The organism is Shewanella sp. GJ50-10 (assembly GCF_055808815.1).
Window position 1 is genome coordinate 4,605,015 of the sequence record NZ_JBVVSS010000001.1, and the last position, 13,654, is coordinate 4,618,668.

Genomic DNA, 13,654 nt, shown 5'->3' on the forward strand with positions numbered 1-13,654 from the left:
AATGCTAAAAGCGGAACACTTGTAAGCTAAAAGGTAATTATTAATGTCTCTCGAACAATTTCATTTAGTCAGACTTCTACAACAGCAAAGTAAAGCGTTAGAAGATAACATCGCACTCGAAGGATTTGAGATGGCAGCACCATGGAACAAAGTTTCATGGAGTCAGTTTGATACCATTACTAATAAAGTGGCACAGCTGTTAATTGATTTTGGTCTACAAGCCCAAGATAAAGTCGTTATCGTTGCGCAAAACAGCCCGCAATGGAGCTGTGCTGATATCGGTGCATTAAAAGCCCGCGCAGTTGTGGTACCTGTTTACCCAACCAGCCCAATGGAGCAAGCGGTATTTATTACCAATGATGCTCGCGCCAAAGTGATTTTTGCAGGTGACGAAAGCCAATATGCTACCGCCTGTAAAATTCAAGCTCAGTGTCCAAGTGTTGAGCATGTTGTCGTGTTTGATAGCCAAGTTAAATTGGCTTCTGACGAACATTTCCACTTTGATGACCTGTTAATTGCAGAGACAACGCCTGCAAGTGAAGCTGAGCTTACATTGCGCTTATCGCAAACCAGCCTGGATGATTTACTGACCCTTATTTATACCTCTGGTACCACTGGCGACCCTAAAGGGGTGATGCTGGATTACCGCAATATTGCCTCAATGGTTGAGCAGCACGATGCAGAAATTGCGTTTAAAGCAGGCGATGTGTCATTAGCATTTTTACCACTGAGTCATGTATTTGAGCGTGGTTGGAGCTTCTACGTATTATGTCGTGGTGGCCATAATGTCTATCTTGCTGACACAAACCGCGTTAAAGAAGCGATTGCAGAAGTGCGTCCACACACGCTTTGTGTTGTGCCGCGTTTCTTAGAAAAAGTGTATAGCGCAGTTCACGATAAAGTGAACAGTGCACCAGCAATACGCCAAAAACTATTTAACTGGGCTATTGGAGTCGGTTCACGTCAATTTGAAGTGAATCAAGGCCGTAAAAAAGCCAGCACTGCATTATCGGTACAATGGAAATTGGCCAACAAGCTAGTATTCAGTAAATTACAGAATGTATTAGGTGGTCGCCTGAAGTTTATGCCTGTTGGCGGCGCCGCGTTAGACGTGAATGTGGGTGGTTTCTTCCACAGTATTGGTGTGCCAATTTTGTGTGGCTACGGCATGACAGAAACCAGTGCTACCGTTACCTGTAACACGCTAGATAACCGCGTTTCAGGTTCAAACGGTAAACCACTTCAAGCAATGGAAGTGAAAATCGGTGCCAACAATGAAATCTTAGTCCGTGGTGACACGGTGATGCGTGGCTACTACAACCGCCCTGAAGATACCGCTGAAGCGTTTGAAGATGGTTGGTTAAAAACTGGTGATGCGGGTATGTTAGATGCCGAAGGTAACTTATACATCACCGACCGCATCAAAGAATTAATGAAAACCTCAAACGGTAAGTACATTGCACCGCAACGTGTTGAGGGCAAAGTGAGCTGTTGTCCATTCATCGAACAAGTCGCGATTGTGGCTGATGCACGTAACTATGTGTCTGCGTTAATTGTTCCAGCATTTGAATCATTAGATGCATGGGCGAAAGAAAAAGGCATTAGTTACGAGTCACCGCTTGAATTGCTTCGTCATTCACATGTTGTTGAGCATTTTGAGCAACGCTTGAAAGAAATGCAGCACGAACTTGCCAGCTTCGAGCAAATTAAGAAGTTCACCTTGTTGCCAGAAGCGTTCTCGATGGAGTCAGGTTTAATTACGCCTACGATGAAACTGCGCCGTAAGAAGATTTACTCAAAATACGTCAACGAAATTGATGCTATGTACGCGAAATAAGGGTATACGAGATAAAAGTACGCGAATTAATCTCGTCTAGCGTAAAATGAATTGCTTAAAGGACACCTTATGGTGTCCTTTTTTATGTCTGTATTTTGAGGAAAGCATTCAAGCAGCAATCAGTTATAGTTATTATGATCAGTTCTACATGCCTTATTTGAAATTACCCGAGTAAACCATGGCTAAAATCGATGTTAAAAAACAACTGAAACACTTATATCTGCCGTCGAAAAAACAGGTCGTCAGTGTTGAAGTGCCACCAATGCACTACTTGATGGTCGACGGCAAGGGCGAGCCTGGAAGCCTACAGTATGCGGAGGCGATAGAGGCACTATATTCAGTCGCTTATACCATCAAGTTTATGATCAAAAAGGGCATCACTGAGGTTGATTACGGTGTACTCCCACTTGAGGGTTTATGGTGGGCTGATGATATGGATGATTTTATCAACGACAATAAACATAACTGGCAATGGACTATGATGATCATGCAGCCTGATTGGGTTGATAAGGCATTAGTTGACGCGGCCATTAGCCAAGTGAAATTGAAAAAGGATTTAGCGGGGATAGAATTGGTACGCTTTGAATCTTTCAGTGAAGGTTTATGTGCGCAGATCCTGCATGTGGGCCCCTTTTCTGAAGAAGGCCCAACAGTTGCTAAAGTACATAACTTTATTGAGTCTGCAGGGTTTACTTTATCGGGTAAACATCACGAGATATATTTGTCTGACATTCGCCGCGCAGCCCCAGAAAACTGGAAAACTGTCATTAGGCAGCCATATAAAATGTAAACAGTAAGCCATCACAGTAGTGTCATAAAAGGGTTATATCCTCAATTCAGTTTGCCTAACTGAATCAGTCACTTTGAAGAAACTTAAACGCTATCAATACGAACGTTATGCTGTGTTATGTAAGGTGACTTACCGTGCTGATTTTGCTCCTGAGAAATTAGGTTTTTCTACCGAACATTACCGTGAAATTGCCAATCGTTGGGGCAATGTTTGTGCACGTATTTTGTGGCGAGAAAACAAAAAAGAAGTGCTGGTGGTGTTTCGTGGCTCACAAACCGTCAATGAGTGGCTACTTAACTGTCAATGCTGGCCCAAAGCTAAACAATTTGCTGACTGTACGTACAATGTTCATGCAGGTTATGACTATTTACTGGAACAAAAAACCAATCCCATCCCACCTTATTATGATGCCAATGTGAGTTTATTTGCTCAACTGCAGCAGATATTAACGCCACTTATTGCTGCGGGTAAACGGATATCGTTAACGGGTCATTCATCAGGTGGCGTTATGGCGATTTTAGCCGCTGACAGGTTAGAGCGTTTACATCCTAATTCCATCAAGCGGGTAGTTACTTTTGGTCAGCCGTCACCGGGATTCAGAAGCTTTCAAAAAGCCTATTTATTGCATCGACGTACCTACCGTATTTGCTGCGATATTGATGTGGTGACTTTTTTGCCGCCACTGCCGGGGATATTCTTTCATGTGGGCAAGATGTTGTGGCTACATAACGAACGTATTTACGAAAATACCTCACCCGTAAAGCGTTTTGTTTTGAGCTTTTTTAGCTGGATAGTGTCACCGTTTGCCTTTCATTACATGCATAAATACATTCGCAATAAAGACTTCTTTGATGATATCTAATATTTTGACCCCATCCCTTGGCTGACTTACACTGCGGGCAGATTTGTTATTTATTCAACAAATGACAAAACTAAGCAATAGCCAGTAAAGCCAATAATAACAAGAGGTCAGCATGTCAGAAACCCAATTTAGCCTAACCCTAACGCCGCGATTTTGTGAAACCGATGCACTGGGTCATATCAATAACACGGTTATTCCTGTGTGGTTTGAGGCGGCACGTGATCCGATTTTTGAAATTGTTAATCCAGGCCAAGATTTATCAAAGTGGAACATGATCATTGCTGGGTTTAATATCGCATTTAATGCGCCAACCTTTTACGGCCAAGATGTACTCGTTAAAACTCATATCAGCCGAGTGGGCAATAGCAGTTTCGAAATTGCTCAAAGTTGCTGGCAAAACGGACGCCAAACTGCTGAGGCTAAAACCACTATGGTGCATTACGATTATCAGGCCGAAAAAAGCCAACCGATGACTGCTGAAGTGAAGGAACAACTGGCGGCATTAACCGGAGATATGACGGCTTAAGATTAATGGGTGATAAAGTGCGAGCTAGTAATAAAAAGCTCGCGCACAGATCAAAGTTTCTAACTCATCTTGGGTGGCTACCCTGTAAAGTTTTAGCCATAAATCTGATGTTTATGCTTGTTCTAAGTGTTGATTCAACGCCTCAAGCAACTCAGGTGTCAACTTAGCTTTTTGCCCCGTCTTAAAGTTAAACATCACCACATTGGCGGTACCTGTTGTGGTTACCGCTTGCTGCGCTTTACTGAAAATACGGTAATGCATGATAAAGCGGTCTTCTTTTATATCACTGATGTTGACGCTGACTAATAAAGTATCTGGGAATGTCACAGGGCGCTTATAGCGCGCGTGGGTTTCACTTAAAACAGGCCCAATTGCGGTTTTTTCAAGATCGGCCATCATGTTTATCTGACTAAAAAAATCAATTCGAGCAGTTTCAAAATAGCGAAAATACACCACATTATTGACGTGATTGAGCGCGTCCATCTCGCCCCATGCCACTGGAATTTCGGTAATAATCGCATGCTGCTTAATAAACTGTTCCATATAAATCTTGCTCCCTAATAAAGTTAAACGCCTGTTTGATTTTTATTCAGATTAACAGGCAAAACCTAGTTCAACAAGCATGGAATGCTTTGCTATCAATTGGGCAATATGTTTTGATAATGTTAAACCACTATTTGCTATGGAATGCGCCGATTGAACTCTTTTAACTACCCACGATTACAGAAGTTACTTTATCGCCCTGTGGTGAGTGTATCGGCCTTGCCTAGAGTGATACTCAGTTATATTAAGACCATCATCGCTAAGTTAACTGTGGCGCAAAAGCTGTACTTCATTGCCTTCCTGCTGATGTTTACCACGGAGGGAGTGACGATGGTGGGGGTCATTGCCATGATTGCAATGATGATTGAGTTTTGGCCTTTGTTTACTAAAACTTGGCATAGCTTAGCGGGTAAAGCTTTCTTGCTGTTGTTTTACGCCATTATCGCTAACTTTTCATTAGTGTGGGCAGCATCTGTCGTCAATGAAGTCTCAGGTGTTGATGCCGATCATTTAACCTATACGCACAATCTGGTTATTCTGCTTTATATGCCAGTATGGTTTGTACTGGTGAGCGGAGTGGCGCTAATGCTGCTGCAAGCGGTTATTCCAATTTACTTTGTGTTGATGCCGTTATTCAATTTACTTGGGGTCAAATCAATACGCTTTACTAACAGTGAGCATTATCGGAAACGGACTATATTTCTTCGGATGATATTGGCTTATGTCGTATTAGCTAATCTGTATTTATTGAGTGATATTGAAAACACGTTTGAAACCAGTGATCCCAGAGCCAAAATGATCAAGCTACTAGAAGCGGAAACAGGGCGTAAAACTGAAGATATTGATGCCGGTTTACAGAAGCTCACAACCGTTGGCTCGTTAACTTCAGAAAAAGAGAAAGCTGTTGAAAGTAGTGATGACAGTAACGTTGAAAGTAATGACCAAAGTATCGTTGAAACTAACAATAGCGAAAGCCTCACGATTAACGACTCTGAATCTGTTCAAGTCCCGCTGATTTCGACTGATGATGCAGAGCCTGATATGGCCTCTACCACCCAAAAAGTTATTGAAGATGCGGTTCAACAGTCTATTAAGCAGGTGCAGGAAAATGAGCCGATTCGATTAAATGTTGGCGCTGATGAAGTCGCTGAGCGGAGGTACGATATTATTCGTGAAAGTTATCGCCTGATGGTGAGAATGACGATTGCTAATTTTATTTATTATTTTGAGGGTAACCAGTTTTCACGCTGTGAATCTCAAGCTGATAGTAAAGTGGTTGAGTTAAATGACTATGAGATATTAGAAATCACCCCAGCCGATGCACAAGACAGTCGGTACGGTTATGACTTTTTGGTAAAAGCTTGTGTTTCACCAGCGTTTCCAGCGAAAGGGTAGTAATGAATAAACTTAATGGCGCTGTATTACTCTTTTTAGGGTTTGTGCTAGCGAGCAAGTCAGCATCGGCAAATGTTGATGTGACGATTGAGCAGAGTTTAAGCGACATTACCAAGGGGAATATTGCTTCTGCGATTGTGTTGTCTGATGCCGGGTTGGTAACACTTGGTGTGGTCAACTTTGACCCTAATAATATAGTTGACCTTGATGGTCTTGATGCAGGATCTCCAGAGTCAGTTCAACGTCGTAAAGAACTGAATGTTTATTCTATCCCTTGGGAAAGCGATTGGGTTGGTGAGCCTGATAACTTACAAACTGCCAACTTTATAAAGTTCTCATACATTAATTCAAAACAGTCATTAGAGATTTCAGATCAAGAAAATCAAATCGATAAGCTGAGTGAGAAAAGCTACCTATTGTTTGCTGAGCAGCGCTGGAGGTATCAATTAAATCAGGATTGGCAGCTGCAATTTGGTTTAGGCGCTCATTTTGTGTGGTACGACAATGACTTTGACTACAGTGATGATGTCGCCGTATATCGCGATTTGCTAGACGGAAGCTTGTTTAATACAAGTTACGGAGCATGGATGATCGACCCTTCAATTCAATTCCATTATCAAAATACCCTTTGGGGCAATAAGTGGCAGTATATGAGCCGTTTTAGTTATGCCTTCGGTGACATTATTAAAACGGACACTGACCTCCAGTCTGGCTCTCCTAAGGTGAGTCGATTTAGTAATACCTTCATATATCATTATCCTTTGCCTGAGTTGATGGCGTATAAAAATGAAATGCGCTTTTTGTTTAAACGTATCGATTTATCTGGGGACGCCATCGATTCTATGGGCACCAGTCATTATTACGAGACGGGTTTGGGCTGGATAGTTGAAACTCCGTCATTATCGTCGTGGCTCACCAATATTGGTATTGGGGTTATAGTGAATATTGATAGTGCACTAAGTGGCGGCAGTGTGGTGCTGCTTTTTAATGAAGATATTTAACTGAAATTTTGACGATAATATTTAATTGAGCTTGAGTAACACCCAATAAAAAACGACCTAGAAGGTCGTTTTTTATTGGCGCTAAATGAGATTTAATTAATCAATTTTCAGCGCAGAGAAGTCGTTAATTTGAGTAAACTTAGCGGTTTTTTGATTATCAAAACGCACCATTTGCACAGTATGTAGCCCAGCAGCTTCGGCGGCTTTTAGCTCTTCAACCACATCAGAAACAAACAAGACTTGCTTCGGACTTAAGCTTACCGTATTGAGGATATTACAGTAGGCTTGCTTATCTAATTTGTTACCCGTACGCGTATCAAAATGACCATTAAACTTAGGTGTTAAGTCACCTGCATCGCTGTGGCTAAATAGCATTTTTTGCGCTTCAGCTGAGCCAGAAGAGAAGCTATAAATGCGGATGTTAGCTGCTTCAATGCGCGGAATCGCATCGATGAAATCAGGGTAAATATGACCGGTAAACTCACCGCTTGCGTAACCTTGCTTCCAAATAAGACCTTGAAGGGTTTTAAGTGGCGTTGCTTTACGGTCTTCATCAATCCACTGGGATAGGATTTCTGTTACGCGTTCAACTGAGGCGTCTTGCTCTAGTGCAAGGTCGCGAACGTCGCTGATACAGTATTCAACAAGCGGGTTATGTTGATTTTTATCAAGAAAATCACCCATGGCTTTTTTTGAATACGGGAATAGTACATCTTGAATAAAATCTAGATCAGTCGTGGTGCCAGCTGTATCTACGATAATCGCTCTAATACCCATAATGTCTACGTACTCCAATCCTTAAATGTGCTTGACCAAGATCCTAAGCTTTATTAGGTCTGATGGCTAGTCAAATTGAACAACAAAGGTGAGGATTACTCAAATCAATGATATTCCACTGTTATTAGCTGCCAATGCCGCTAAGTTTAGGTATTATGAATAGACACAGCAGTGATAATTAAACCAACCACTTAAAGGTGACAGGCTATGATTTCTAAATGGGCAAAACGTTTCTTTCAGATGGCTGAACTTGTTGGTTCATGGAGTAAAGATCCGTCAACGCAAGTGGGCGCGGTGATCACTAAACATAATCGTATCGTATCTGTCGGGTTTAATGGCTATCCCCATGGGATTTCTGATAGCGCAGAAACTGACGATCGTGAAATGAAATTACTGAAAACCTTGCACGCTGAAGAGAATGCCATCTTATTCGCTAAGCGAGATTTAGGCGATTGTGATATTTGGGTTACCCATTTTCCTTGTCCTAACTGCGCCGCTAAAATCATTCAAACGGGTATTACGGGTGTGTATTGTCCTGAGCAAAGTGAAGATTTTTTATCACGTTGGGGCGATAAGATTAAAGTCAGCCAAGATATGTTTTTGCAAGCAGGAGTAAAAGTGAACTGGCTTCCGGTTCATGAGCTTGAATAGTATTGAGACTTATCATTTATCTTTTCATTTTTCAGTGCAATTAAACCGACGTTAAGTCGGTTTTTTTGTATCTGCGTTTTATCTCAACATTCTATTCCGCACTAAAATAGTCAACTAATACTCCTAAAGGGATATTCGACAAGCCAATGTTCATTCTCTCTACTTTTTGGTTTTTAACATATATTTCATTTTTATTTCAATTGCTTAAGATTTGATCAGCACAAAAACAGTTGAAGTATTAGCCATTGTTAAACTTATATTCTGTGATTCATGCCCTTTAATTTGGCTTCTAAATACTTATTCATAAATGTATATATATAGATAAGCGTATATACGGTTGGTGAAATGTAGTGTGTTCAAGGGGATTGAGATGAGCAATAAAATAGATACAGGTAGAAGAGCGTTGTTAAAAACCTCTGCAGCAGGTGCTGCACTATCTGGAATAGGCTGTAGTAGTTCGAGTTCAATTGAACCTGTTATGAAGGGAATTGAACAAGAGTTACCGAATAAAGATACAGTTACTGGCACTGGTCAGTGGGTAGGTACAACGTGCCAAGGTTGTACTTCTTGGTGTGCCAAGCAAGTTTATGTGATGGATGGGCGTGCGATTAAATTAAGAGGCAACGTTAACTCTAACGTTCACGGTGAAGCAAGTTGCCCAAGACAGCACCTTAGTCTCCAGCAAGTTTATGATCCAGATAGAGTGAAAACACCGCTTATGCGGACGAATCCTAAGAAAGGCAAAGAGCATGATCCTATGTTTAAACCGATTTCTTGGGATAAAGCATTAGATATGCTCGCGGATAAAATCTTAGCATTAAGAGCTGCCGATGAATCTCATAAATATGCTTTATTGCGTGGCCGTTACTCACATATTAATGAGCTGATGTACAAGCATCTTACTCAAATGATTGGTTCTCCAAATAATATTTCCCATAGTTCAATATGTGCAGAAGCCCATAAAATGGGACCATACTACCAAGATGGTAACTGGGGTTATAACCAGTACGATGTTGAAAATGCCAAATTTATTCTTTCATTTGGTGCTGACCCCATTGCGAGTAATCGCCAAGTTTCCTATTACTCAAAAACTTGGGGAGCAGCGCTGGATAGCGCAAAAGTGGTCGTAGTAGACCCTCGTTTATCGGTATCAGCGAGTAAGGCTCACAAATGGATTCCAATCGAACCGTCACAAGACAGTGTATTGGCGTTAGCCATTGCTCATGTGGCATTAACTGAAGGCTTATGGCATAAGCCTTTTGTTGGTGATTTTGCTAACCAGAAAAATCAGTTTGTAGCGGGCAAAGAGGTTGATAGTGCAGCATTTAATGAGTTACATACCCATGGTTTAGTTGATTGGTGGAATATCACCTTAAAAGACTGCACGCCTGAGTGGGCAGCATCGATTACGCAAATTCCAGCAGAAACGATTATAAATATTGCTCGCGATATGGGCAAAGCTGCACCTGCGGTGCAAGTGTGGACATCGCGTGGGGCTGTGATGCATACCCGCGGGACTTACACGTCACTATCGTGCCATGCATTAAATGGTTTATTCGGTGGCATTGATAATAAAGGAGGAGTATTCCCTGCTAATAAAATCAAATTGAACAAGAAGTTCCCTGACTCTAAGCCTTATTTAGACGCCGTTGCTAAAAAAGGAGTTAAGCACCCTAAGATTGACCAGCGCGGTACGTTAGCTTTCCCAGCGCTTAAGAAAGGTAAACCGGGTGGTGGTGTAGTTACCAGCAACACACCCAATGGCATGCTAAGTGCAGATCCTTACGACATTAAGGTGATGCTTGCTTACTTCAATAACTTTAATTTCTCATCACCGGAAGGCCAGCGTTGGAATGAAGCGTTAAGTCAGCTTGATTTTATGGCACACGTGACCACCAATATTTCTGAGTTTAGTTGGTTTGCCGACATCATTTTGCCTGCCAATCACCACATGTTTGAAAAGTGGGGGGTGTTGGATTCAATTGGTAATGGCGTGCATCAAGTTTCAGTACAGCAACCTTCAATTGAACGCATATGGAACACTAAAGAAGATGAGTCAGAAATCCCATATTTATTAGCTAAAAAGTTAGCTGATAAAGGCTTTGATATGCCTTGGCGCTATATCAATGAACAGTTACTTGATCCTGAAACTAAGCAGCCAGCTAAAAGCGAAAAAGACTTTGGTGAGCTACTAGTGAAATACGTGACCTCGCCATTATGGACTGACGGTGCTGCCAAATATGGCGATAACATGACTTCTTGGAAAGAGTTTACCGATAAAGGCGTGTGGAACAGTCATCCTTATGAACTGAAAAGCCGCTGGGGTAAATTTAAAACTGAGACCCATAAGTTTGAGTTTTATAGTAAAACCCTTGAGAAAGCCCTTAATAAACATGCGAAGAACCATCATGTCAGTGTTGATGAGGTCATGGAGGCATGTGATTACCAAGCCCGAGGTAAAGTCGCTTTCGTACCGCATTATGAAGACCCTTATCGTTTTGGTGATGAGAAACAATACCCATTATTACTGGTGGACCAAAAAGCGCGCTTAAGTAAAGAAGGTCGCTCAGCTAATACACCATGGTTCCATGAATTTAAAGATCTTGATCCTGGGGATTTTGCCAATGAGGATACTGCCAAAATCAACCCTATCGACGGTGAAAAGCTGGGGCTTAAATCCGGTGACAAGATTGTCATATCGAGCCCTGTAGGTGAGTTAACTTGTACTGTTGCACTTTGGGAAGGGGTTAGACCTGGCACTGTGGCGAAATGTTATGGTCAAGGGCATTGGGTTTATGGTCGCCATGCGAGTAAGCAGTTTGGTAAGGAGGCGAGAGGTGGTTCAAATAACGATCTTATCGCTGACAGATATGACAGATTGAGTGGCGCATCAGCGTACTATGGTCATATTCGCATTAACGTAAAAAAAGCCTGAGGTAAGAGATTATGAGACTCGGAATGGTAATTGACCTACAAAAATGTGTAGGTTGTGGCGGCTGTGATTTAGCCTGTAAAACCGAAAATAACACTGCTGATGGCGTTAAATGGTCGGATCATATAACTAAAACGGAAGGACGTTTTCCAGATGTGCAATACAGTTACATACCAACCATGTGTAACCATTGTACCAATGCTGCTTGTGTTAACGTGTGCCCTACAGGTGCAATGTATAAAGATGATCGTGGGCTAACTTTACAGGATAACGATAAGTGTATTGGTTGTAGAAAGTGTGAGCGAGCATGTCCTTATGGTGTAATTAGCTATAACCGACAAGTTCCTCATCGTGAGTGGCAGGATGATAAAGCATTAGTGGCAGGCGCTACTGGCTCTCCTCATGCTTTATTGAAAAAAGTAGATATTAAAACCTTCCCGTATATGAACCCTGAGCGAGGTGATACGTATCCTGAAGTTCGCCCAAGAAGAACCACTGAAAAATGTACCTTGTGTGATCATCGCTTAGATCAAGGGTTGAGTCCTGCTTGTGTGACGGCTTGTCCATCTGGAGCGAGAGTATTTGGTGACTTTGACGATCCGAATAGTGAAGCGTCACGTTTGATAAAAATGAACAAGGCTCAGCAGCTAAATCTAGATGCTGGTACGAAGCCGAATGTTTATTATATTCGCAGTTTTAACGTGAAAACTTTGTATTAAACAGCATTAAAATTTAGATTTTAGTGAGTCGTATTGAAGATTAGAAATGAGATGCAGGTGTTACGCCGCATCTCTTTTTTATGCCTGAAATAGAATCGAGGGAATGGCTACTTAGTCGAATTGCCGCACAAGATTTTTGGGCGATCCTGATTTTTACCAACTAAGTTAAGCTTGGATAACGCTTCTTCAATTAATGATTTATTACCTGAATAAGTGTCAGCCAACACTTGTTTTGCCCATGCAGGCAACTGCTCATCAATCGAGTAATAAATCCATTGTCCTTGTCGTCGATTGACAACAATGCCTGCCGATTTTAATAAGGCTAGATTACGAGAAATCTTGGGTTGGATTACATCTAGAGCTTCAGTAAATTCGCAGACGCACAGCTCTTTCTCAACAATCAACAGCATCACAATAGATAGACGAATCGGGTCTGTTAAGGATTTAAAAAGGCTAATTGGTTCGAACTGAGAAGTCATGATTCATACTGATTGAAAATTTGGCCTACCTTATGTTTTTTACCCTGTTGAGTCAATTCTAATGCCGCTGAAAGTGATGACTTTACATCAGAATTTCGCTGAACCAGTTGATAGGAATCTTCAAGGTTAAAGTGTCGATATTGCAATCGAGGTGCTTCTCATTTTGAGCGTTAGTTGCTCTATTTAAATAGCTAATTTATAACACATTGATTGTGGTTGTTTTTTATTCAAATTGGAGTTGAAGCTGATTAAATAACCTAATCTGAGGCGTATATTTAGAAGTGCAGTTTAGTGTTTCTGCCAACAATTACCACTGGCCAGTCAGTATTGCTGCACAATTGGCTGTCTGTCGGGGTTAATGGTGTGTAAAAGAAATTTTTAAAGCAAAACGGCTAGTCATACTATTGTATGAATCAAAGAAGTAAGGTACATTACTATTTCTTTAACGTATTGTTACATATGGACTTTGTGGTTTTGTCAGGATGACACATTAAATATGTTATTTACCTTTCTATTCCTTCAATTCAAAGTTCATTTGAAGTGTGCGTTAGTTAGTGCATTTACACTATTCAAAATTTCAATGGACGATATAAAATGAATAAACTCTCAATTGTAATCGCTTTTGTTGCTGTCAGTTTTTTCTCTGGTTGTGCAACAGTGCCAATGGCTTCTACTGAGCAAGATAGTCAACTCAAAGAATTTAAAACACCAGTAGAAGGTAAAGCGGGATTATATATCTACCGTAACTCATTTGTTGGGCAGGCTTTGAAAAAGAATGTTTACTTAAACGGTAAACTAGTTGGTGAAACTGCCAATAAGGTATTCTTTTACAAGACTTTAGAACCTGGAAATCATACTTTATCGACAGAGTCAGAGTTTAGTGAAAATAACATCGATTTAGTCGCAGAACCGGGTGAGCTATATTATGTAGAACAATTTATTAAAATGGGTGTTTTTGTCGGTGGGGCAGGATTGAAAGTTGTTGATTCAGCTGCTGGGAAAAATAATGTTCTGCAATGCAAATTAGCTAAAGAAACAGATAAAGAGATTTACTTAGCTACAGAAGAAAAATCGAAACTTTAACTTTGTATGTATGCAATATAAAGCCGACATAACGTCGGCTTTTATTTTATGGCGAAATG

13 protein-coding genes are annotated in these 13,654 nt (G+C 41.1%); 10 read left to right on the forward strand and 3 right to left on the reverse strand.

Annotation, left to right across the window (positions count from 1 at the left end; genetic code table 11):
• The first annotated feature begins 43 nt into the window (after positions 1-43).
• The 4 genes from AC0L4E_RS19515 to AC0L4E_RS19530 all read left to right on the forward strand — a co-directional run bounded on the left by AC0L4E_RS19515 (position 44) and on the right by AC0L4E_RS19530 (position 4,015).
• Complete coding sequence (locus AC0L4E_RS19515; RefSeq protein WP_473681243.1) at positions 44-1,837, forward strand: AMP-dependent synthetase/ligase; 1,794 nt, start codon at positions 44-46, stop codon at positions 1,835-1,837.
• A gap of 178 nt (positions 1,838-2,015) precedes the next feature.
• Positions 2,016-2,627 carry a GyrI-like domain-containing protein gene (locus tag AC0L4E_RS19520; RefSeq protein ID WP_473681245.1) on the forward strand — a complete coding sequence of 204 codons (612 nt, stop codon included), beginning with the start codon at positions 2,016-2,018 and terminating at the stop codon, positions 2,625-2,627.
• A 73-nt stretch (positions 2,628-2,700) separates the two neighbouring features.
• Positions 2,701-3,489 carry a lipase family protein gene (locus tag AC0L4E_RS19525; protein WP_473681247.1) on the forward strand — a complete coding sequence of 263 codons (789 nt, stop codon included), beginning with the start codon at positions 2,701-2,703 and terminating at the stop codon, positions 3,487-3,489.
• 112 nt (positions 3,490-3,601) lie between these two features.
• Positions 3,602-4,015 carry an acyl-CoA thioesterase gene (locus AC0L4E_RS19530; RefSeq protein ID WP_220753972.1) on the forward strand — a complete coding sequence of 138 codons (414 nt, stop codon included), beginning with the start codon at positions 3,602-3,604 and terminating at the stop codon, positions 4,013-4,015.
• 111 nt (positions 4,016-4,126) lie between these two features.
• Here AC0L4E_RS19530 and AC0L4E_RS19535 read toward each other — a convergent pair whose 3' ends face one another.
• The gene (locus tag AC0L4E_RS19535) at positions 4,127-4,558 is read right to left on the reverse strand and encodes an acyl-CoA thioesterase (RefSeq protein ID WP_473681249.1); all 432 of its coding nucleotides are present in this window, start codon (positions 4,556-4,558) and stop codon (positions 4,127-4,129) included.
• Between the two features lie 153 nt (positions 4,559-4,711).
• Here AC0L4E_RS19535 and AC0L4E_RS19540 point away from each other — a divergent pair, with 153 nt between their 5' ends.
• Together AC0L4E_RS19540 and AC0L4E_RS19545 are read left to right on the forward strand one after the other, a co-directional pair.
• Complete coding sequence (locus AC0L4E_RS19540; protein ID WP_473681251.1) at positions 4,712-5,953, forward strand: hypothetical protein; 1,242 nt, start codon at positions 4,712-4,714, stop codon at positions 5,951-5,953.
• A gap of 2 nt (positions 5,954-5,955) precedes the next feature.
• The gene (locus AC0L4E_RS19545; protein ID WP_473681253.1) at positions 5,956-6,954 is read left to right on the forward strand and encodes a Solitary outer membrane autotransporter beta-barrel domain; all 999 of its coding nucleotides are present in this window, start codon (positions 5,956-5,958) and stop codon (positions 6,952-6,954) included.
• Positions 6,955-7,050: 96 nt separating this feature from the next.
• Here the strand turns inward: AC0L4E_RS19545 and mtnC are convergent, their stop codons facing one another.
• The gene (gene mtnC, locus AC0L4E_RS19550) at positions 7,051-7,731 is read right to left on the reverse strand and encodes an acireductone synthase (protein ID WP_473681255.1); all 681 of its coding nucleotides are present in this window, start codon (positions 7,729-7,731) and stop codon (positions 7,051-7,053) included.
• A 207-nt stretch (positions 7,732-7,938) separates the two neighbouring features.
• On the opposite strand from mtnC, the gene AC0L4E_RS19555 reads away from it, so the two are divergent.
• The 3 genes from AC0L4E_RS19555 (at position 7,939) to arrB (ending at position 12,033) form a co-directional block, all read left to right on the forward strand.
• The gene (locus AC0L4E_RS19555; RefSeq protein ID WP_220753977.1) at positions 7,939-8,382 is read left to right on the forward strand and encodes a dCMP deaminase family protein; all 444 of its coding nucleotides are present in this window, start codon (positions 7,939-7,941) and stop codon (positions 8,380-8,382) included.
• A gap of 370 nt (positions 8,383-8,752) precedes the next feature.
• Complete coding sequence (gene arrA / locus AC0L4E_RS19560) at positions 8,753-11,317, forward strand: arsenate respiratory reductase molybdopterin-containing subunit ArrA (protein WP_473681257.1); 2,565 nt, start codon at positions 8,753-8,755, stop codon at positions 11,315-11,317.
• An 11-nt stretch (positions 11,318-11,328) separates the two neighbouring features.
• On the forward strand, positions 11,329-12,033 hold the full coding sequence (gene arrB, locus AC0L4E_RS19565) for an arsenate respiratory reductase iron-sulfur subunit ArrB (RefSeq protein ID WP_473681259.1): 705 nt from the start codon (positions 11,329-11,331) through the stop codon (positions 12,031-12,033).
• 107 nt (positions 12,034-12,140) lie between these two features.
• Here the strand turns inward: arrB and AC0L4E_RS19570 are convergent, their stop codons facing one another.
• Positions 12,141-12,512, reverse strand: coding sequence for a metalloregulator ArsR/SmtB family transcription factor (locus AC0L4E_RS19570; protein WP_473681261.1), 372 nt, complete (start codon positions 12,510-12,512; stop codon positions 12,141-12,143).
• A 594-nt stretch (positions 12,513-13,106) separates the two neighbouring features.
• Between AC0L4E_RS19570 and AC0L4E_RS19575 the strand changes: the two genes are divergently transcribed.
• Positions 13,107-13,595 (forward strand): DUF2846 domain-containing protein, encoded by a 489-nt coding sequence (locus AC0L4E_RS19575; protein ID WP_473681263.1) that lies wholly within the window; start codon positions 13,107-13,109, stop codon positions 13,593-13,595.
• The last annotated feature ends 59 nt before the right edge of the window (positions 13,596-13,654 follow it).